Raw genomic sequence first — 17,337 nt, forward strand, 5'->3', positions numbered from 1 at the left:
CTCATCGATGAACCCCCGGAGGTTGTTGTGTCCGATTCGTCCGCATCCAGCGAACCGGCGGCCGAACCCCGGCTGCCGGAACGCCGGTCCGGCGGCAGACGTCGCATCGCGTGGATCGTCTCGGCGGTGGTCGCCGCCGTCATCGTCGTCGTCGCGATCGTGGTCGCCGTCACCGGCGGATCCGGCGACGGCAAGACGGTGCGCATCGGCGTCGCCGACGCGTCCGAGCCGTACTGGAAGACGTTCGCGGCGCTGGCGAAGAAACGGCTGAACGTCACAGTGACCTTGGTGAACTTCAACGACTACAGCCAGCCGAACCCCGCGTTGAAGGAGAAGCAGCTCGACCTCAATGAGTTCCAGCACATTCAGTACCTGGCGAACTACAACGTCACCGCGCACGACGACCTGCAACCCATCGGTGCGACGGCGGTCTACCCGCTGCCGCTCTACTCGCTGAAGTACCGCACGCCGGACGCGCTGCCGAACGGAGCCAAGGTCGCGATCCCTAACGACGCGATCAACGAGGCGCGCGGGCTGCTGGTGTTGCAGGCCGCCAAGCTCGTGACGCTGAAGAACGGCGGCACGGCGTTCTCCGACACCTCCGACATCACCTCGCACCGGGTCGACGTGGTAACCCTCGACGCGTCGCAGACCGCCCGCGCCGTGCTGAACGGGTCGGCGGCCGCGGCCATCGTCAACAACAACTACGCCACGAACGCGAAGCTGGCGAAGACGAACGCCATCTTCCAGGACGACCCGGCGAGTCCGATCGCCGCCCCGTACGTGAACATCTTCGTCTCCCGCGCCGAGGACAAGGACGACCCGACGTACCTGAAGCTGGCCGCGTTGTACCACGACCCGTCGGTGGAGAAGGGGGTCCAGGCCTCCAACGCGGGAACGGCGGTGTTCCGCAACCTGCCGGCGGCGACGTTGCAGCAGGAGCTGAAGACCGTCGAGGCGCAGGCCCAGGCGGCCAAGAAGTAGAAAGGGGACGGGCGGCCCGGGACCGTACGGTGCCGGGCCGCCCGGTGCGACGATGTCCGTCACCACCAGCGAGACTGAGCCGGCCTCGCCCACCGAGGCCTACGTGCGCCTGGAGCACGTGACCAAGCACTTCCCGGCGAACGGCCGGGGCGGCGCGCCGCTGACCGCGCTGCACGACGTGAGCCTGGAGATCTCCCGCGGCGAGGTCTTCGGCGTCATCGGGCACTCCGGTGCCGGCAAGAGCACGCTGGTCCGGCTGATCAACGGGCTGGAGACGCCCTCGGAGGGGCGGGTCCACGTCGGACCGCACGAGCTCACGGCCCTGTCCGAACGCGAACGACGTGGCGTGCGGCGCGACATCGGCATGATCTTCCAGCAGTTCAACCTCTTCCAGTCGCGCACCGTCGCGGGCAACGTCGCGTATCCGCTCAAGGTCGCGAATGTCGAACGGTCCGAACGCGACCGCAGGGTGGCACGGCTGCTGGACTTCGTGGGGCTGCTCGACCGCGCCCACGACCATCCGGAGCAACTGTCCGGTGGGCAGAAGCAGCGGGTGGGCATCGCCCGCGCCCTGGCGACGGAGCCCTCCCTCCTGCTCGCCGACGAGGCCACGAGCGCGCTCGACCCGGAGACGACCGGCGAGGTGCTGGCGCTGCTCAGGCGGGTCAACCGTGAGCTGGGCGTCACCATCGTCATCATCACCCACGAGCTGGACGTCATCCGCAGCATCGCGGACGGGGTGGCGGTGCTGGACGGCGGCGAGCTCGTGGAGTCCGGCAGCGTGTACGAGGTCTTCGCCCATCCGCGCACCGAGGCCGCCGTCCGCTTCGTCGGCACCACCTTGCGCGACCGGCCGTCGGCCGAGACGCTGGCGCGGCTGCGGCGCACGCACCCCGGCCGCCTCGTCACCGTACGGGTGCGCGACCGTACCGGATTCCAGACCGCGCTGGCCGCCACGTTCCTGCGCCACGAGGTCGCGGCGGAGATCGTCTTCGGCGGCATCAGCGAGCTGCAGAATCGGCCGGTCGGGAGCCTCACCTTCGAGCTGACCGGCCCGCCGGACGCCGTGGACGCCGCGCTGGCGGCGCTGCGGGCCGACGGCGTCGAGTTGGTGGAAGAGGACTGAGATGCACGAGTTCGTCGACAACCTGTCGGTCTTCCGCGAGGCGATCGGGCAGACCTTCTACATCGTGCTCATCTCCGTGGTGGCCGGCGGGGTACTCGGCCTGGCCATCGGACTCATCCTGTACGCGACCCGGCCGGGCAACCTGATGGCCAACCGGCCCGTGTACGTCGTCGCCAACATCCTCGTCAACGTCGTCCGGCCGATCCCGTTCGTTATCTTCCTCACCGCGATCCAGCCGCTGATGCTGCACACCATCGGCACCACGATCGGCACCAACGCGGTCACCTTCGCGCTGTCGCTGTCCGCGGCGTTCGCGGTCAGCCGCATCGTCGAGCAGAACCTGCTGACGGTGAGCCCCGGAGTGATCGAGGCGGCGCGCGCCACCGGGGCCCGGCCGGTGAGCATCATCGTCACGGTGCTCATCCCGGAGGCACTCGGCCCGATCATCCTCGGTTACACGTTCATCTTCGTCGCGGTCGTCGACATGTCCGCACAGGCCGGCCTGTTCGGCGGCGGCGGTCTCGGCGACTTCGCGATCACGTACGGGTCGCAGCGGTACAACTGGCCGATCGTCTACATCACCGTCGGCGTGATCATCGTCATCGTCCAGGCGGGGCAGTTCCTCGGCAACCGGCTCGCCCGCCGCGCACTACGCCGCTGACCGTCACCGAACGCGGGCGCGGAGCCGCCGTAGCATCCGGGCGTCCTCGAAACCCACTTCGCGGGCCGCGGCCTCCACCGTCGATCCGTTGTCGATCAGGTGCTGGGCGCGTTCCAGCCGTAGCGCCTGCTGGTAGCGCAGGGGCGTCAGCCCGCACGTGGCGCGGCTGAACAGCCGGGTGAGGGTGCGTTCGCTGACGCCGGCGCGAGCGGCCAGGTACGCCAGGGGCAGCGGCTGGGCGAGCCGGTCGTCGATGAGGTCCTGGATGCGGTGCACGGTGTCGTCCACGTGCGAACGGTGCCGCAGCATGGCGCTCGCCTGCGGCTCGTGACCGTTGCGGCGCGCGTAGATGACCATGTCCCGCGCCACCCGGGCGGCGAGAGCCGGGCCGTGCCGGACCGCCAGCAGGTGCAGCGCCAGGTCGATGCCGCTGGCGATTCCCGCCGAGGTCATCACCCGGCCGTCGGTGGTGAACAGCACGTCCCGTACCACCGTCGCCCGGGGGTACCGGGCCGCCAGCTCGTCCTGGAGCTCATGGTGGGTCGTGCACCGGCGCCCGTCCAGCAGGCCCGCCCGGCCCAGTGCATCCGCCCCCGCACAGACACTGACGACGGTGCCCCCGGCGGCGTGGTGAGCGCGCAGGTATTCCACCCCGGACGGGCCCGGCGCCGGTCCCTCGCGCAATGTGGACGCTCGCCAGCCCGGCACCACGATCAGGTCGTCGGCGCCCAGGTCGGGCCACCGGACGCTCGCGGTCAGCGGCAGTCCCTGGGCGCTGGGGACGTGTTCGCGCTCGGCCACATAGACGAGCCGGTAAGGCCGCCCGAAGCAGGCCGCCGTATCGAACACCTGGGCCGGGCCCGCCACGTCGAGCACGTGGACCCCCGGCAGCAGGACGAACACGACTTGGCTCACACCTTCGATGCCTCCAGCTCTGCCACCGTCGCGATCCGGGCGAACCGGTCCCGCAGCACCGCCTCCGTGCGCTCGGTGACCTCGCCGGCGGTGAGCCCGCCGACCGGTTCGGTCGTGGTGGCGTCGGTGACGAAGACGACCCGATAGCCCAGGTCACTGCCGACCCGGGCGGTGGTCTCCACACACTGCTCGGTGCGAATGCCGCAGACCGTCAGCTCGCGGACGCCGGCCTCGGTCAGCAACCGCTGCAGGTTCGTGGTGGTGAAGGCGTTGTGAGAGGTCTTGTGCAGTACCGGCTCGCCGGGCCTTGGCGGCTCCAGCTCCTCCAGCAGCCGCACGTGACCCAGCGCCGGGTCGAACACGTCCTGGCTGCCGGGCTCGGCGTGGAGCACCCAGACCACCAGGTCACCGCCCGCGCGGGCGAGGCGGACCAGCCGGTTGACCGGCTCCGCGATGTCCGGATCGGCGATCCGGTCCCACTCCGGGCGGGCGCGAAAGGACTCTTGGACATCCAGCACGATGAGCGCTCGGTTCATGCTCCCACTCTGACCAGGGTGGGTACGAGACCGGAAGGCTTGATCCAGCCGCGTACCGGAACGATCCGGTCATGGGGCGCTCCGTGCGGACGTCGAACCACCCGGGCCGTACCGGCCGCGAATACTACTGGTGTAGTACGGCTGCGGTAGTGTCGAGCGATGCGTACCCGAGCCGCCGACCTGCCGTCGGTCCGCGCCTCGGTTCTCGCGCAGGCGGGGAAGATCACCGTGGCGGTCGCGGCCGTTCTGCTGGTGGCGCTGTTCACGGCCGTCGTGATTCGGCACGGACGGCCGTTCTCATCCGATCTGGCACTGCATCGCTGGAGTCTCGCCCATCGTCCCGGCGCGGCGAGGGCGGTGGCCGCCGATCTCACCGCCACCGGCGTCGGCGTGGTGCCGTACGTGCTCGCGCTGGCCGCCGGGGCGCTCACCGGGCGCGGCGCCCGCGGCCGGGCGCTGGCCGCCGTCGCGGCGATGCTGGTGCTGCTGGTGGTGCAGCTCCTGCGGTTCGGGCTGGCCACCGCCATCGGCCGCTCGCGTCCTCCGTCGGCCGACTGGGCGGTCCACGTCTCCGGGTTCGCCTTTCCCTCCGGACATACGGTGACCTCGGCGACGGCGGCCGGGCTGCTGATCTGGGCGCTGTGCCGGCGCGACGGCGGGTGGCCGCGTACGGTCGCGGTGTCCCTTCTCGCGCTGTGGGCGGCCGCCGTCGGGCTCACCCGGATCTATCTCGGCGTGCACTGGCCGACCGACGTGGCCGGCGGATGGCTGATGACGGTCCTGCTGCTCGGCCTGGCGGCCATGGTCCTCCCCCGCCTCCCGGCCGTACGGCCGCGCGACGGGGATCCCGCCGCCGACGCCTGATCGCGGCGCCGCCGTCCGCCCCGTACGCCGAGCGCCCGCGGCTCCTGTCCCTGCCGTCGCGAATCTGTCAGTCTGGAGACGCGTGAGGTGGTCCGCCCGCCGGCACCACCGCACGACGGTGCGGGAGAGGAGACCTGACCGTGGCACGCGCCTACCGGCCGACGTTATCCGGACGCCTTCGCGACCGAGTCATGACGTTCCTGCTGACCAAGGGCGTTGGGCCGCCCGGGATCCACCTGCTGACGGTGCCGGGGCGCAAGACCGGCGTCCCCCGGACGACACCGGTCGCTCCGCTGGAGGACGCCGAGGGCCGCTGGCTCGTCGCTCCGTACGGGCCGGGCGGCTGGGTGCGGAACGCCCGTGCGGCCGGCCGCGTGACGCTCAGCCGGGGCCGTACGAGTGAGTCTTTCGCCGTCACGGAGCTGCCGGCGGCGGAGGCCGCGCCGGTCCTCAAGCGGTATCTGGCCGAGCACCCGCGTTCCGTCGGCGCCTACTTCGACGTGGGCAAGGACGCCGCGGTCGAGGAGTTCGCCGCCGAGGCCGCCCGGCATCCGGTGTTCCGGCTCGAGGCTCGGTAGGCCTGCCGGTCACCGGCGTCAGGCGGACCGCTGGATCGCGATCATGGCGGCGTCGTCGCCCAGCCGTCCGTCGACGTGAGCGGTGAGGTCCTCGCACAGGCGCGTGATCAGGCCCGCGGGGTCGGTGCGCGGCCAGCCCGCGACGCGTTCGGCCAGGGGGTAGAACCGTCCGCCGGCGTCCCGGGCCTCGATCAGACCGTCGGTGTACAGCAGGAGCAGGTCGCCGCGTTCGAACGGGAAGGACTCGACGTTCCCCCCGACGTGGGCCAGCCCGCCCAGGCCGAGCGGAAGGGCGGGCTCGCGTGCCGCCAGCTCGATGACATGGCCGCCGCTGAGCAGCAGCGGCGCCGGGTGCCCCCGGTTGATGATGTGCACGACCGGCCGGTCGTCGGGGATGTCCACGGCCACGGCGGTGACGAAGCATTCGTCGGGGTCCGGGACGTCCGTGTCCGGCGCGGTGGGCTCGAAGCAGGCGGCGTTGTCCAGGAAGTCGAGGAGTTCGGGCAGCGCGGCCCGCTGGTGGGCGGCCGCGCGGAAGGCCCCGGCCACCAGGGCGCAGGTGTCGATGGCCGCCAGGCCGTTGCCCCGGACGTCACCGACGATCAGGCGCGTACCGGATCGGATCCGGGCCGCGGCGTACAGGTCTCCGCCGATCCGCGCCTCCTGCTCGGCGGTCAGGTAGACGGACGCGAGGCGCAGCGGGCCGACACGCTCGGGCAGCGGGCGCATCAGCGCGTGCTGGGCGATCTCGGCCACCTCCCGGGCCTTGGTCAGCTGGCGCCGGTGCCGTTCCCGGACGATGGAGAAGAACACGATCAGGGCCGAGACCACCGCGAGCGCGACGACGTGCGTCTCGTTCTCGGTGCCGCCGGCCGCTCCCTCGATCAGGACGGTGGACACCTCACCGGCGACGGCGAGGGCTCCGATCAGGGCGACCAGCCCGGGACCGGCGAAGGCGGCCGTGATCGCGGGCGCCACGATGAGCAGCGGCCCCAGGTGGACACCGGGACCGTTCAGGAGGTCCACCGCGACGATCGCGACGATCAGCGCGATCGGGATCACCAGCAGGGCACGCCCCGGACGCCACGCCTGCCGTAGAGCCGCGTACCAGATAAGACGCATCTTCCCTGCCTACCGCATGAAACGCGGTGCCGGGCCGCCGGGGAGCGCCCGGCGCCGCGGCGAGCGCCACACCGGCCACACCAGCGCCCTGCCGTCCCTCACCGCCGGCGACCGGACCGGCACTTTACGTTCACCGGGGCATGCGGTTACATTTCGCAGTGGCTCGGCCACTTCTCGTAGTGATCGCTCGACACTACCGATGCCGCCCGGCATCCCGCAGCGACCCGGAGGTCCCCATGGAGCGCGTGGTTCTCATCGCCGTCGACGAACGACCGGACGGGGACTCGGCCGTCGCCGAGCAGTTGCGCCGCCTCCGTACGGCGATAAACGAGCACGGGGTGCAGGTCCGCTGGACCCACCGGAGGGCGGACGCGCTGGCGGTGATCCGGTCGGACGCGACGCTGTCGGCGATGCTGGTCGCGTGGGACGCCGCCGGCGCCGAAGAGATCATGACCGCGGTGACCAAGCGGTTCCACCGCCTGCCGGTCTTCCTGCTGACGACCGAGCACGAGCCGCGCGACGTGCCCCTGTGGGTGCACGAGGTGATCCAGGGCTACGTCTTCCCGCTCGAGGACACTCCCGGCTTCATCGCCGGGCGCATCGCGCACGCGGCCGAGCAGTACGCCGAAGGCATGCTGCCGCCGTTCTTCGAGGCGCTGCGGCACCTGGAGGACAGCCACCGCTACTCCTGGCACACGCCCGCCCACGCCGGCGGTGTCGCGTTCCTGAAGTCGCCGGTGGGCCGCGCGTTCTTCGACTACTACGGCGAACGCCTGCTGCGCACGGACCTGTCCATCTCCGTGCCCGAGCTGGGCTCGCCCCTGGAGCACACCGGCCCGATCGGTGACGCCGAGCGCAACGCCGCCCGGATCTTCGGCGCCGAGCGGACGTTCTTCGTGGTGAACGGCAACTCCACCGCCAACCGCGTCGTCGGCCACCACGCCATCGCCCGCGACGACCTGGTGCTGGTCGACCGCAACTGCCACAAGTCCATCCAGCACTCCCTCACCATCACCGGCGCCCGGCCGGTCTACCTGGTGCCCGAGCGCAACGGTCTCGGCCTGGCCGGGCCGATCCCCGCCCATGCCCTCTCCGCGGCCGCCGTACGCCACCGGCTGGCGGGCCATCCGTTCGCCGGCGGGGCGGCCGGGCCCGACCCCACCTACGCGGTGATCACCAATTCGACCTACGACGGGCTGTGCTACGACGCGGTCGGCGTCGCCGGCCTGCTGGGCGCGTCGGTGCCGCGCGTCCACTTCGACGAGGCGTGGTTCGCCTACGCCCGGTTCAACCCGTTGTACGAGCGCCGGTACGGCATGGCGGTGGACGGGCGGACCCTGCCCGGCCCGGAGCGCCCGACGGTGTTCACCACGCAGTCGACGCACAAGCTGCTGGCCGCGCTGTCCCAGTCGTCGATGCTGCACGTACGCTCCTCGCCGCGCGCGCCGGTGGACCACGACCGGCTCAACGAGACGTTCCTGATGCACGCCAGCACCTCGCCGCTCTACCCCATGATCGCGTCGCTGGACGTCGCGGCGGCGATGATGGACGGGCCGTCGGGTGCGTTCCTGACCGGTGAGGCGATCGTCGAGGCGGTCCGCTTCCGGCAGGCGATGGCACGGCTGGCCGCCCGCATCCGGGACGACGGCACCCGCCCGGACTGGTTCTTCGGCGTCTGGCAGCCGCCCCGGGTGCCCGATCCCCGTACGGGCGACACGGTCGCGTTCGAGGACGCCGATCCGGAGCTGCTGGCCACCCGGCCCGAATGCTGGGCGCTCGAACCCGGTGCCGCCTGGCACGGGTTCGACGGGCTGGACGACGGCCACTGCATGCTCGACCCGATCAAGGTGACGATCACCTGTCCCGGCGCCGAGGCGGCGGGCGGCACCACGGAGTGGGGCGTGCCCGCCCGGATCGTGGCCGCCTACCTGGAGCGCCGCGGCATCGTGGTGGAGAAGACCGGCGACCACACCCTGCTCGTGCTGTTCTCGCTCGGCATCACCAAGGGCAAGTGGGGCACGCTCATCGACGCGCTGATCGACTTCAAGAACGCCCACGACGACGACGTGCCGCTGGCGGAGGTGCTGCCGGGGTTCGGCCCGTCGGGCGTGACGCTGCGGGAACTGTGCGGGCAGGTCCACGGCAGCATCCACGACTCCCGGCGTGGCGCGCTGCTCGACCAGGTCTTCACCGACCTGCCCGAGCCGCGCATGACGCCGGCCGACTGCTACCAGGCGCTGATCCGGTACCGGACCGAGCGGGTGCCGCTCCGCGAACTGGCCGGCCGGGTCTCCGCCGCGACCGTCGTCGTCACCCCGCCCGGCATCCCGATGCTGGCACCCGGCGAGTCGACCGGGCCCGACGACGGGCCGCTGATGCGCTACCTACGCGCTCTGGAGGACTTCGACCGTTCCTTCCCCTACCTCGCCACCGACATCCACGGCGCACACCGCGACGACGACGGGCGCTACTGGATCGAGTGCGTCACCGCGTGACGCGCACCCGCCGGTTCACAGGACCTTGCTGAGGAAGGCCTTCGTCCGCGGGTTGGCGGGGTTCTCCAGCACCTCCGACGGGGGCCCGGACTCCACGATCAGGCCGCCGTCCATGAACACCACCCGGTCCGCGACCTCGCGGGCGAAGCCGATCTCGTGGGTCACCACGATCATGGTGAGGCCGTCGTCGGCCAGGCTCTTCATCGTGGTCAGGACCTCGCCGACCAGCTCGGGGTCGAGCGCGCTGGTCGGCTCGTCGAACAACATCAGCTTCGGGCGCATGGCCAGGGCACGGGCGATCGCGACCCGCTGCTGCTGGCCGCCGGACAGCTGCCGGGGATAGGCGCCCGCCTTCTCCTCCAGCCCGACCCGGCGCAGCAGCTCCAGCGCGTGCTCGCGGGCCCGCGCCGACGGCTCGCGGCGTACGCCGGTGGGCGCTTCCACGATGTTCTGCAACACGGTGAGGTGCGGAAACAGGTTGAACTGCTGGAACACCATCCCGATCTCCCGGCGCTGCCGGGTGATCTCGCGCTTGCGCAGGTGGCGTACGCGCCCGCCGTCGGCGCGAAAGCCGATCAGCTCGCCGTCGACGTGGATGGAGCCGCCGTCGATGGTCTCCAGGTGGTTGATGCAGCGCAGGAAGGTGGACTTGCCCGACCCGGAGGGGCCGAGGACGACGACGACCTCGCCGGGCGCGACGTCCAGGTCGATGCCGTTCAGCACCTCCAGGTGCCCGAACCTCTTGCGCACCCCCGCGGCGCGCACCATCGCGGTCGTCATGACGGCACCTCCGGGGTCCTGGCGCGACGGCGGAGCAGGGCGAAATCCCAGAAGCCCTGGGGCGCCTGGCGGGTCGCGCCGCGAGCGTAGTGGCGTTCGATGAAGGACTGCCCGACGTACAGGATCGAGGTGATCAGCAGGTACCACAGGCAGGCGACGATGAGCAGCGGGATCGTCTGGAACGTCCGGTTGTAGATGGACTGGACGGTGTACAGCAGATCGGCCAGGGCGATCACGCTGACCAGCGACGTCGCCTTCAGCATGTTGATCACCTGGCTGCCGGTGGGCGGGACGATGAACCGCATCGCCTGCGGCAGCACGACGCGCCGGAACGTGCGCGCGTCGCTCATGCCCAGCGCCTGGGCGGCCTCGGTCTGGCCGGGGTCGACGGCGAGCAGGCCGCCGCGGATGATCTCGGCCATGTACGCGGCCTCGTTCAGGCCCAGGCCGAGGATCGCGGCCAGCAGCGGCGTGATCAGGTGGTTGGTCTCGCCGCTGACGAACTCCGGCCCGAACGGCACGCCGAAGGAGATCCTCGGCAGCAGCGCGGACAGGTTGTACCAGAACACGAGCTGGACCAGCACCGGGATACCGCGGAAGAACCAGACGTACAGGCCGCAGGCGCCGCGCAGCAGGCGGTTCTCCGACAGGCGGCCGACGGCGAGCAGGACACCGCCGACGATGCCGACCGCCATGGCGACCACGGTGAGCTCGAGGGTGATCGCGATGCCGTGGCCGATGATCGAGGCGTTGACGTACTCGCCGACCACATGCCACTCGAAGTTGTCGTTGGTGACGAGCAGGTGCACGAGCTGTGCCGCGAGGACGAGCAGCACGAGCGAGGCCACCCAGCGCAGCGGGTGCCGCGGGCGCGCGGCTCCGGCCACGTCGACCTCCGCTCGCTCCTCCTCGGGCCGCCGGTCGGTGACGGTCATGCTCATCACCCCTCTCTCGGAGCCAGGTTGACGCCGGGCTTGGCCAGGATGTTCGCGCTCAGCCCCCACTTGTTCATGACCTTGGTGTAGGTGCCGTTCTTGACCAGGGTGCGCAGGGCGTCGAGGAGCACGTCGCGCAGTGGCGAGCCCTTGGCGACGACCGCGCCCTGGTACAGGTCGGCGAAGCCGTTGGCCTTACCGGTGCCGGCCAGCTGCAGGTCCTTGCCGGACTGCTGGACGAAGTACGTCAGCGGGGCCTGGGAGGAGAAGAACCCGTCGGCCCGGCCGGAGCGCACGGCGAGGATGGAGGTCGGCTGGTCCTTGTAGGACTGCACCTGGACACCGGGGCGGCCCTGGGAGGTGCACGTCTTGGACTGCTTCTTGATCACGTCCTCGGCCGAGCCGCCGGCCATCACCGAGATCCGCAGCCCGCAGGTGTCGGCGATGGAGCCGATGTGCTTGGGGTTGCCCTTGGGCACCGCGAAGACCACGAACTCCCGTACCCAGTCGACGAAGTCCGCGGCGCCCTCGCGGTCGGGGAAGTCGCCGATCGGGCCGATCGCGAAGTCGTACCGGCCGGCCTTGATGCCGGTCAGCTCGCTGGGCAGGCCGTCCACGGTGACGTGCTCGATCTTGACGCCGAGGAGCTGGGACAGCGCGGTGGCGATGTCGGCGGAGGCGCCGCTCAGCGAGCGTCCGTCGGAGCCGGCGATCTCGTACGGCGGGAAGGACCCGTTGTTCACCGAGATCAGCCTGCCGGCGGCGCGTACCTTGGCCGGCAGCCGGTCGTGCAGCTTGTGGTCGGTCGTCTGGCGCAGGTCCGCCGGGTCGACGCCCTGGGACTTGTGGCCGCCCAGGATGCCCTCGGCCTCGGGCGGGTTCTTCCCGCACGCGCCCAGTAGCAGGGCCGCGGCGAGTACGGCGATGATGCCTCTCAACACCATTCCTCCAGGGGACGGATCGCGGGGTCGACGGCGAATCTGCGGTTGGCGAGCACGGGGAGCCGGCGGCGGGCCTCGTCGAGTTCGGGGCGGTCGGCGGTGGCCCAGGCCAGGCCGGGTGCGTCGGTGAGCCGGGCGCGGACGGTGCCGAGCGGGTCCACGACCATGCTCGCGCCGATGTTGCGCCGGCCGCACTCGCCGGAGGCCGCGACGTAGCAGGTGTTCTCCAGCGCGCGGGCGACGGTCATGACCTCCCAGTGCCGTTCCTTGGCCGGCCCGCGGACCCAGGCGGCGGGGAGGGCGATCACCTCGGCGCCGCGGTCGGCCAGCAACCGGGCGATTTCCGGGAATCTTACGTCGTAGCAGGTCATGAGGCCGACGGTCCATCCCGCGCAGTCGAAGACCACCGGCTCGCCATCGCCGGGCCGGACGCGGTCGGACTCGCGGGACCCGAACGCGTCGTACAGATGGATCTTGCGGTACGACGCGACGACCGCGCCGTCGCGGACCGCGGCGAGCGTGTTGAACACCTTCCCGTCGCCGGCCGGCTCGTGCAGGCCGGCGACGACGGTGACGGACGTCCCCGCGGTGCGCTCGGCCAGTGCCGTCACGAACGGGCCGTCGAGCGGCTGGGCGACCCCGGCGATGCGGGCGGGCTGGTCGATGAACAGCGCGAGTGAGTCCTCGGGCAGCACCAGCAGGTCCGCGCCGCCGGCGACGGCCTGGTCCACCAGCGCCAGGCAGGACTTGAGGTTGGCCGTCCAGTCCTCGGTGGAGGCGAACTGGCCCACGGCGATCCTCATGCGAACAGCTCCTCGGGGTCGATCGGGTGCGGGGCGATGCCCTGCTCATGCAGCTCGGTGCAGAAGGCCGCCGTCATCGCGGCGTTGGCGGCGGCGCCGTAGGGCATCCAGTCCGCACCGAAGATCCGCGTGCCGGCCTCCAGCTCGGCCAGCAGCCAGGGCGTCGTGTCGGCCAGGTGCCGCCGGCGCGCCAGCCAGTGCCGCTTGGACTCCTCGAACGCCTCCTCCAGCGCCGACGGCAGCCACGGGTGCTCGTCGACCACCTCGCTGCGCAGCGCCAGCAGGTGGATGCCCGGCACGAAGCCGGTCCGGCCGAAGTAGTCGAGCTCGGCGCCGCGGTGGTCGTCGTACAGGTGGCGGAAGCGGCTGGTGCCGGTGAACATCTCCTCCGGCATGAACGGCGTGAAGATCGCGTCGTGGCGGCCACTCGCGAGCCCGTCCACCAGTGACTCGTCGGTCACCGTGACGTTGGCCGGCAGCGGGCGGGGGCCGACGCGGTCCTTGCCGGTCTCCCCCGCCGTCAGCGGGCCGACCGTCCAGGCGATGCCGCTCAGGTCGACGCCGGCCGAGCGCAGGATCGCCCGCGTCCAGGTGTTGCCCGAGTCGGGCCAGCCGGTCAGCCCGATCCGCGCCCCGGCCAGGTCCTTGGCGGTGGTCAGGCCGCTGTCCCGGCGTACGAGGACACAGCGGTGGCGGAACCCGCGCATCACGAAGATCGGCAGACCGGTCAGCCGGCCGTCGCCGTCGCCGCGCCCCAGGGCGTACCGGCTGAAGGAGGTCTCGCCGCCGTCGAGCCCGGGTTCGCGCAGAACGTCCGGGGTGACGGCGCGGGACTCGATCTCCAGCTCGAAGCCGCGGGGGCGGACCTGGCCGGTGACGAGCGGGACGAGATGGTCCCAGTCCCGCAGGGCGAGGCGAATGCGTGGAACCGACACAACACTCCGTTTCGGATAGGCCGTAATGACGACCGACCTTATGTTCAGCCAACCGTGAGTACAATGGGTGTTTTGTTACTGCACAAAGAAATCCGTGAGGTCGGGGGAACATGGGCGAGACCACGGTCGAGGCGAGCTGGCTCGCCGGGCACATCGGCGAGCACAGCGCACGGGGCATCGCCTCGGCCCTGACCGGCCTGATCCGGCGCGGCGACATCGCCGCGGGCTCCCGCCTGCCAACGGTGCGCGGGCTCGCCGCCGAGCTCGGGGTGAGCCCGGCGACGGTGGCCGAGGCGTGGTCGACTCTGCGCCGCCACCGGGTGGTCAGCGCGCAGCGACGGCGCGGCACCGTCGTCATCGGGCCGCCCAGCGTCCCGCGGCCCGCGCGCTACGAGCGGATCGGGGAGTTCGGCAGCCGGCTCGCCGTCGACCTGGCCATCGCCGCGCCCGACCCCGCGCTCCTGCCGCGCCTGGACGACGCGCTCGCCGCCGCCGCCCGCACCGAGCGGCTGAACGACTACGCACGCGAGACGATCACCGGGCGGCTGCGGGAGGCGGTCGAGCCGACCTGGCCGTTCCCCGCGGAGCGCTGGCTCGTGGTCGGCGGCGGGTACGAGGGCGTGCAGCTCGTCTGCCAGACTCTGGCGCTGCCCGGCGACCGCATCGCCGTCGAGGATCCGACCGGCGCCCGGCTGCTGGACATCTTCGAGGCACTGGGCGCGGAGGTCGTGCCGGTCGCCTGCGACCGGGACGGGCCGATCCCCTCCTCGCTGGCCCGCGCACTGCAGACCAACCCGGCGGCCTTCGTCTACCAGCCGCGCGGTCAGACCCCGTGCGGGCACACGCTCAGCCCGGCCCGCGCGGCGGAGCTGGCCGCGCTGCTGGCCCCCACCGGCACCCTCGCGGTCGAGGACGACGGCATCGGCGAGGTGTCGACCGCACCGGCGGTCACTCTCGGCGAACACCTGCCCGGCCGTACGGTGCTGGTGCGGTCCTACTCCAAGTCACACGGCCCCGACCTGCGCGTCGCCGTGATCGGCGGCGCCGGCGAGACCATCGAGAAGGTGCGGGTGCTGCGCAGCTACGGCACCGGGTGGACCAGCCGCGTCCTGCAGGACGCCCTGGCCTGGCTGCTCACCGACCCCGAGGCGCGGCAGTCGGTCGCCCGCGCCCGCGAGGCGTACGCCCGGCGCCGCGAGGCCCTGGCCGGCGCGCTGGCCGAACGCGGCGTGCCCACGGGCAACCACGACGGCCTGATGCTGTGGGTGCCGGTCACCGAGGAGTCCGCGGCCCTGGTCACGCTCGCCGCCCACGGGGTCGCCGCGGTACCCGGCAGCCGTTACCAGGTGGCCGCGGCCGCCCCGCACCTGCGCATCGCCACCAGCCGGCTGCCGGATGACCCGGACCGCATCGCCGAGCTCGCCGAACTGATCGCGCTGGCCGCGGCGCCGCCGAGCCTGCACTGACCGCCGGGCCGGGGCCTCAGCGGGTGGCCAGGTAGTCGCTGATCCGCCTGAGCCAGCGGGTGTGGTGGCGACTCACCAGGCCGTCCGCGGTGAGCCGGGACAGCATCGGGCCGTAGCGGTCGGTGACCTCCGCGACCGCGAGCCTGGCCACGCGACCGGCCCGGCGTGACCGGGTCCGCTCGTACTCCCGCAGCGCGGACGGCAGGCCGGAGGGCGCGCGCAGGGTGTAGGTGATCAGCGCCGACAGGCGTGCTCGTAGGCCCGCGCGTTCCTTCGCGTGAGTCGGTTGCCGACGCGATGGGAGATGGGGTGCGGCTCCGGCCGGGTGACGCTCGTGATGTTTGATCACCGGTTCTCCCCGCGGGTGCAGGTGTGTGAGGCGGTGGTGACATGGACTCGTTGCGGACGGAGCCGGCGCGGCGGACCATGCCGTTGCCTCCCAGAAGCCAAGGCCAGGGAGGACACCGCAGCACTACGATCTTGATCACCCGCCCCCGGTGAAAGAGGTTGCCCGTGGTCACGCACTCCGAACTTGTCCGGGTCTTCGGCGCGGATGGTGTCGTGACGCTCGACCGCGATCAGCTCGAGGAGCGCGGCTTCCGGCCAGAGGACGTCGAGGTGCTGTGTGAGGTCGGCCTGCCGGTCACCGCCGACATTCTCTTCACGATGCACGTGGACGGTCCGTACGACGCCTTGACGGTCTTCGAGGCCGAGACGCCGGAGAGACCGGCGCGTTTCATGATCCTCGGTAAGGGCCGCACCGACGACCGGATCCGCTACGCCGTGGAGCTGGAGAGCAGCAACGTCTTTCTGCTCGCGCTGGAGGACGGCGTGCCCACCCCCGAGCCCGAGACCATCAACACCTCGCTCGGCGCGTTCGTGGAGTTCCTGCACCGGATTGAGCTGTGCGCGCAGGAGATGGGCGGGTTGTCCCTCGAAGAGACGCGCCCGTACGTCGAGAAGCTCATCGCCGACCTGAGGACATATGACGAGCGCGCTCTCGCGCCGGACACGTTCTGGGGTGGGCTGATGGACGCCTACCTTCACGGGGGCGTCGCACGACGGCGTGAGGGCAGCCGAATGGCGATCGCTGCCGCGCTGGAGGCTCACCTCCCCGATGACAAGCCGCTGCGCTGGGCGACCAACATCCCGATGGGTGAGGGCGTCCAGGAGCTGAGCGCGCACCGCGGGGACGGCTACTGGCTGCTTGTCACGTGGGGTTTCAGCGACCTGGACGGACTACTCGACGTCGAATCCCAACCGGGTGCCAGCGGCCTCGGTTTCGAGCTGACGATGCGCGTCCCGCGCGACGAAGGCGACGAACTGCCGCCTGGCTGGGCGCTGGGGACGCTGCAGAACCTCGGCGATTACGTGTTCGGCGAGGGCTGCCCGTTCGCCGATGGGCACCGGATGGGTGTCGCCGGGCGACTCGGCCCCGAGACCAGCAGGCTCAACGCGCTGGCCTTTGTCACCGACCCGCACCTGGGTGTGATCAATGCCCCGGACGGCGAAGTCGAGTTCATCACCGCCGTGGGCGTCACCCGAGAAGAACTCGCCGAGGCGAAGGCCACCAGCAACGACGCGGTGCTCGCCCGCCTCACCGGAGTGAACGGCGTCCCGCTCACTGACGTCACCCGGTGAGCGTCGACCTTGGACCACCGAAGGGCGCGCTCTTCCGAACAGGCCCCTCCACTCAGCTCGGCAGGTGGCCAAGCGCGCGAGACCGCCGGAGTTGACCCGGCGCGGCCCCTCCGATACACACCAGGCGGCGACCGGCCGGCGTCAGCGATCGCGCTCGCTCGCGCCGGGTCGGGATCCGTGCTTCGCCTGGTCGCCGGACGGCATCGACCGCGAGGTGACCATCTCGATGTCGAGCGGCTTGCGGGCCACGGCGCGTTCGCCGGCCGGCTCATACAGGTCGTCGGCCTGGACGGCCTTGAGTTCGCGCATCGCCCAGTCATCCAGGATGAGCACCGCGGAGCGGGCGAGTTCGGCCGGCCGTTTGGACCAGGATCCGTCGGCGTGCCCGCCGGACAGGTGCGCCAGGGCGCGGGAGGCCTTGACGAACCGGACGTCGTATCCGGCGCGGATGACAGGCTGCCCCAATGACCGGGCGACGTGGGTCTTGCTCACCCCGACCGGGCCATAGGGGGAAGAACTCCACGTCGGCGTCGTCGGCGGCCGCGAGCGTCACGG

General features: G+C 71.6%; 18 protein-coding genes. 8 read left to right on the forward strand and 10 right to left on the reverse strand.

Annotated elements, in window-relative coordinates; translation table 11 throughout:
* Positions 1-27: 27 nt before the first annotated feature.
* Genes OG417_RS31015 through OG417_RS31025 form a run of 3 tightly spaced genes read left to right on the forward strand, consistent with a single transcriptional unit; the run spans position 28 to position 2,771 of the window.
* Positions 28-984, forward strand: coding sequence for a MetQ/NlpA family ABC transporter substrate-binding protein (locus OG417_RS31015; protein ID WP_329236058.1), 957 nt, complete (start codon positions 28-30; stop codon positions 982-984).
* A 52-nt stretch (positions 985-1,036) separates the two neighbouring features.
* Positions 1,037-2,110, forward strand: coding sequence for a methionine ABC transporter ATP-binding protein (locus OG417_RS31020; RefSeq protein ID WP_329236060.1), 1,074 nt, complete (start codon positions 1,037-1,039; stop codon positions 2,108-2,110).
* Between the two features lies 1 nt (position 2,111).
* Positions 2,112-2,771: a methionine ABC transporter permease gene (locus OG417_RS31025; RefSeq protein WP_329236062.1), complete on the forward strand. Its 660-nt coding sequence runs from the start codon at positions 2,112-2,114 to the stop codon at positions 2,769-2,771.
* Positions 2,772-2,774: 3 nt separating this feature from the next.
* Here the strand turns inward: OG417_RS31025 and OG417_RS31030 are convergent, their stop codons facing one another.
* Complete coding sequence (locus OG417_RS31030) at positions 2,775-3,686, reverse strand: GlxA family transcriptional regulator (protein ID WP_329236064.1); 912 nt, start codon at positions 3,684-3,686, stop codon at positions 2,775-2,777.
* Positions 3,683-4,222, reverse strand: coding sequence for a cysteine hydrolase family protein (locus OG417_RS31035; RefSeq protein ID WP_329236066.1), 540 nt, complete (start codon positions 4,220-4,222; stop codon positions 3,683-3,685). Before OG417_RS31035 ends, OG417_RS31030 begins: the two co-directional genes overlap by 4 nt.
* A gap of 159 nt (positions 4,223-4,381) precedes the next feature.
* Here OG417_RS31035 and OG417_RS31040 point away from each other — a divergent pair, with 159 nt between their 5' ends.
* Positions 4,382-5,086, forward strand: a complete 705-nt coding sequence (locus OG417_RS31040) for a phosphatase PAP2 family protein (RefSeq protein WP_329236067.1) — start codon at positions 4,382-4,384, stop codon at positions 5,084-5,086.
* Positions 5,087-5,277: 191 nt separating this feature from the next.
* Entirely contained in the window at positions 5,278-5,664 is a 387-nt protein-coding gene (locus OG417_RS31045) for a nitroreductase family deazaflavin-dependent oxidoreductase (protein ID WP_329236070.1), read from the forward strand.
* An 18-nt stretch (positions 5,665-5,682) separates the two neighbouring features.
* Here the strand turns inward: OG417_RS31045 and OG417_RS31050 are convergent, their stop codons facing one another.
* Positions 5,683-6,786 carry a PP2C family protein-serine/threonine phosphatase gene (locus OG417_RS31050; protein ID WP_329236072.1) on the reverse strand — a complete coding sequence of 368 codons (1,104 nt, stop codon included), beginning with the start codon at positions 6,784-6,786 and terminating at the stop codon, positions 5,683-5,685.
* 236 nt (positions 6,787-7,022) lie between these two features.
* Between OG417_RS31050 and OG417_RS31055 the strand changes: the two genes are divergently transcribed.
* Complete coding sequence (locus OG417_RS31055; protein WP_329236074.1) at positions 7,023-9,281, forward strand: Orn/Lys/Arg decarboxylase N-terminal domain-containing protein; 2,259 nt, start codon at positions 7,023-7,025, stop codon at positions 9,279-9,281.
* Positions 9,282-9,296: 15 nt separating this feature from the next.
* On the opposite strand, the gene OG417_RS31060 is transcribed toward OG417_RS31055, so the two are convergent.
* From OG417_RS31060 to OG417_RS31080, 5 genes are read right to left on the reverse strand one after another with little or no spacing between them, the layout of a single operon-like run.
* On the reverse strand, positions 9,297-10,061 hold the full coding sequence (locus OG417_RS31060) for an amino acid ABC transporter ATP-binding protein (RefSeq protein ID WP_329236076.1): 765 nt from the start codon (positions 10,059-10,061) through the stop codon (positions 9,297-9,299).
* Positions 10,058-10,996 (reverse strand): amino acid ABC transporter permease, encoded by a 939-nt coding sequence (locus OG417_RS31065; RefSeq protein WP_329236078.1) that lies wholly within the window; start codon positions 10,994-10,996, stop codon positions 10,058-10,060. Before OG417_RS31065 ends, OG417_RS31060 begins: the two co-directional genes overlap by 4 nt.
* 5 nt (positions 10,997-11,001) lie before the next feature.
* Positions 11,002-11,934, reverse strand: a complete 933-nt coding sequence (locus tag OG417_RS31070; protein ID WP_329236080.1) for an ABC transporter substrate-binding protein — start codon at positions 11,932-11,934, stop codon at positions 11,002-11,004.
* Positions 11,931-12,740 carry a nitrilase-related carbon-nitrogen hydrolase gene (locus OG417_RS31075; protein WP_329236082.1) on the reverse strand — a complete coding sequence of 270 codons (810 nt, stop codon included), beginning with the start codon at positions 12,738-12,740 and terminating at the stop codon, positions 11,931-11,933. Before OG417_RS31075 ends, OG417_RS31070 begins: the two co-directional genes overlap by 4 nt.
* Positions 12,737-13,675 (reverse strand): hypothetical protein, encoded by a 939-nt coding sequence (locus OG417_RS31080; RefSeq protein WP_329236084.1) that lies wholly within the window; start codon positions 13,673-13,675, stop codon positions 12,737-12,739. Before OG417_RS31080 ends, OG417_RS31075 begins: the two co-directional genes overlap by 4 nt.
* Positions 13,676-13,785: 110 nt before the next feature.
* Between OG417_RS31080 and OG417_RS31085 the strand changes: the two genes are divergently transcribed.
* Positions 13,786-15,141, forward strand: a complete 1,356-nt coding sequence (locus OG417_RS31085; protein ID WP_329236086.1) for an aminotransferase class I/II-fold pyridoxal phosphate-dependent enzyme — start codon at positions 13,786-13,788, stop codon at positions 15,139-15,141.
* A 16-nt stretch (positions 15,142-15,157) separates the two neighbouring features.
* Here the strand turns inward: OG417_RS31085 and OG417_RS31090 are convergent, their stop codons facing one another.
* Complete coding sequence (locus tag OG417_RS31090) at positions 15,158-15,490, reverse strand: hypothetical protein (RefSeq protein ID WP_329236088.1); 333 nt, start codon at positions 15,488-15,490, stop codon at positions 15,158-15,160.
* 164 nt (positions 15,491-15,654) lie between these two features.
* Here OG417_RS31090 and OG417_RS31095 point away from each other — a divergent pair, with 164 nt between their 5' ends.
* On the forward strand, positions 15,655-16,782 hold the full coding sequence (locus tag OG417_RS31095) for a suppressor of fused domain protein (protein ID WP_329236090.1): 1,128 nt from the start codon (positions 15,655-15,657) through the stop codon (positions 16,780-16,782).
* A 141-nt stretch (positions 16,783-16,923) separates the two neighbouring features.
* On the opposite strand, the gene OG417_RS31100 is transcribed toward OG417_RS31095, so the two are convergent.
* Entirely contained in the window at positions 16,924-17,274 is a 351-nt protein-coding gene (locus OG417_RS31100; RefSeq protein ID WP_329236092.1) for an ATP-binding protein, read from the reverse strand.
* Between the last annotated feature and the right edge of the window lie 63 nt (positions 17,275-17,337).

Origin of the sequence: Actinoallomurus sp. NBC_01490 (assembly GCF_036227085.1) — a bacterium.
Lineage (GTDB): Bacteria > Actinomycetota > Actinomycetes > Streptosporangiales > Streptosporangiaceae > Actinoallomurus > Actinoallomurus oryzae.

Bases quoted from the DNA above. Each gene is read 5' to 3' on its own strand.
- OG417_RS31020 (WP_329236060.1), top strand. From the start codon at position 1,037: ATGTCCGTCACCACCAGCGAGACTGAGCCGGCCTCGCCCACCGAGGCC.
- OG417_RS31025 (WP_329236062.1), top strand. From the start codon at position 2,112: ATGCACGAGTTCGTCGACAACCTGTCGGTCTTCCGCGAGGCGATCGGG.
- OG417_RS31035 (WP_329236066.1), bottom strand. From the start codon at position 4,222: ATGAACCGAGCGCTCATCGTGCTGGATGTCCAAGAGTCCTTTCGCGCC.
- OG417_RS31040 (WP_329236067.1), top strand. From the start codon at position 4,382: ATGCGTACCCGAGCCGCCGACCTGCCGTCGGTCCGCGCCTCGGTTCTC.
- OG417_RS31045 (WP_329236070.1), top strand. From the start codon at position 5,278: ATGACGTTCCTGCTGACCAAGGGCGTTGGGCCGCCCGGGATCCACCTG.
- OG417_RS31050 (WP_329236072.1), bottom strand. From the start codon at position 6,786: ATGCGTCTTATCTGGTACGCGGCTCTACGGCAGGCGTGGCGTCCGGGG.
- OG417_RS31055 (WP_329236074.1), top strand. From the start codon at position 7,023: ATGGAGCGCGTGGTTCTCATCGCCGTCGACGAACGACCGGACGGGGAC.
- OG417_RS31060 (WP_329236076.1), bottom strand. From the start codon at position 10,061: ATGACGACCGCGATGGTGCGCGCCGCGGGGGTGCGCAAGAGGTTCGGG.
- OG417_RS31065 (WP_329236078.1), bottom strand. From the start codon at position 10,996: ATGACCGTCACCGACCGGCGGCCCGAGGAGGAGCGAGCGGAGGTCGAC.
- OG417_RS31075 (WP_329236082.1), bottom strand. From the start codon at position 12,740: ATGAGGATCGCCGTGGGCCAGTTCGCCTCCACCGAGGACTGGACGGCC.
- OG417_RS31085 (WP_329236086.1), top strand. From the start codon at position 13,786: ATGGGCGAGACCACGGTCGAGGCGAGCTGGCTCGCCGGGCACATCGGC.